Genomic DNA, 1,447 nt, shown 5'->3' with positions numbered 1-1,447 from the left:
ACCCACCCACACCACGAAACCGCGGGCCAGATCGGCATGATGAGTGCGCAGCCGGCACAGCGCACTGTCCGTGCCGGGCGATACGGTCGACCCATGCCCTCCCTTCTCATCGGTCCCGACGAACGTGCACGCTGCGCCTGGGTCGGAGACGACGCCGAGTACCGCCGTTACCACGACGAGGAGTGGGGCACCCCGCTGCACGGCAACCGGGCTCTGTTCGAGAAGATGGCGCTCGAGGGCTTCCAGGCCGGCCTGTCGTGGATCACGATCCTCCGCAAGCGTCCTCGGTTCCGCGAGGTGTTCGCCGGATTCGACCCCGACGCCGTCGCCGCGTTCGACGAGACCGACGTCGAGCGCCTCATGGGCGACACGGGCATCATCCGCAACCGCGCCAAGATCGAGGCGACCATCGGTAACGCCCGTATTGTCCGCACCATGGCGGAGGGCGAGCTCGACGAGCTCATGTGGTCGTTCGCCCCTCCCACCACCGGCATCCGCCCGGCGAGCTTCGCCGACGTGCCGGCCGTCACCCCCGAATCGACCGCCCTCAGCAAAGAGCTCCGACGGCGCGGCTTCCGCTTCGTCGGCGCGACCACGATGTACGCCCTGATGCAGTCCGCCGGCATGGTCGACGACCACATCGAGGGATGCTGGCGCGCCGCCGACCCCCGCTGAGTCCGTGGGCGCGTTCCGCTTGGACAATTCTCCCCATCGTGCGCGGTATTCCAGCCGGTTAGGATGATCGGGTGTATCGTGCCCGGCCAGGTGCGCGATAAGGAGAGTCTTGTTCAGCGAGACCCTGGGGGGAACCGGGTATGAAGGCGTTGTCGTGGATGCGGTCGCGACCGAAGACACTGGCGTCCGCCGCCGGAGTGACGGTGGGCGTGATCGCCCTGACCACGATGGCGATCAACTATCAGGGCTTCCCGACCACGAAGGTCGATCTCAACGACGGCGGCGTCTGGATCACCAAGGCCTCCAGCCTGCTCGTCGGCCACTTCAATCACGAATCCACCGTGCTCGACGGCGGACTCCGCACCACCGGCGAGAACTTCGACATCCTGCAGGATGAGACCACGATCCTCGTCGTAGACGAGAGCGCCGCCACCGTCACGGCGGTCGACCCCGCCCGCGTCTCCCTCGGTGACTCGGCCCGCATCCCCTCGTCATCCAAGGTCGCGCTCGGCCACCAGACCACCGCGATCCTCGACAAGAAGTCCGGCAATCTGTTCGTCGTCCCCGTGCGCGGAATCCCGACGTTCAAGATGGACGGCGCGGAGCCCGCCGCCAAGCTCGGCTCCAATGCCGACGTCGCCGTCGCCGAAGACGGCACCGTCTTCGGCCTCTCCGCCGACCGCGGCGAGGTCGTCACCATCCCCGTCGACAACGAAGGCGAAGCACTCGAGCCGTCCACGGCATCCGTCGGCGAGCTCGACGACTCGGGCGC

Annotated in this window: 2 protein-coding genes; both read left to right on the top strand. The window is 67.7% G+C overall.

Annotated elements, in window-relative coordinates; all coding sequences use genetic code 11:
• The first annotated feature begins 93 nt into the window (after positions 1-93).
• Entirely contained in the window at positions 94-675 is a 582-nt protein-coding gene (locus AUC47_RS10785; protein WP_096715196.1) for a DNA-3-methyladenine glycosylase I, read from the top strand.
• A gap of 158 nt (positions 676-833) precedes the next feature.
• Positions 834-1,447, top strand: a 614-nt coding sequence (locus tag AUC47_RS10780; RefSeq protein ID WP_143740728.1) for a hypothetical protein, incomplete at its 3' end; no start/stop codon positions are given.

Source organism: Microbacterium sp. SZ1 (assembly GCF_002362255.1).
Lineage (GTDB): Bacteria > Actinomycetota > Actinomycetes > Actinomycetales > Microbacteriaceae > Microbacterium.
This window is presented reverse-complemented; position numbering and strand designations above follow the sequence as displayed.

Bases quoted from the DNA above. Each gene is read 5' to 3' on its own strand.
- AUC47_RS10785 (WP_096715196.1), top strand. From the start codon at position 94: ATGCCCTCCCTTCTCATCGGTCCCGACGAACGTGCACGCTGCGCCTGG.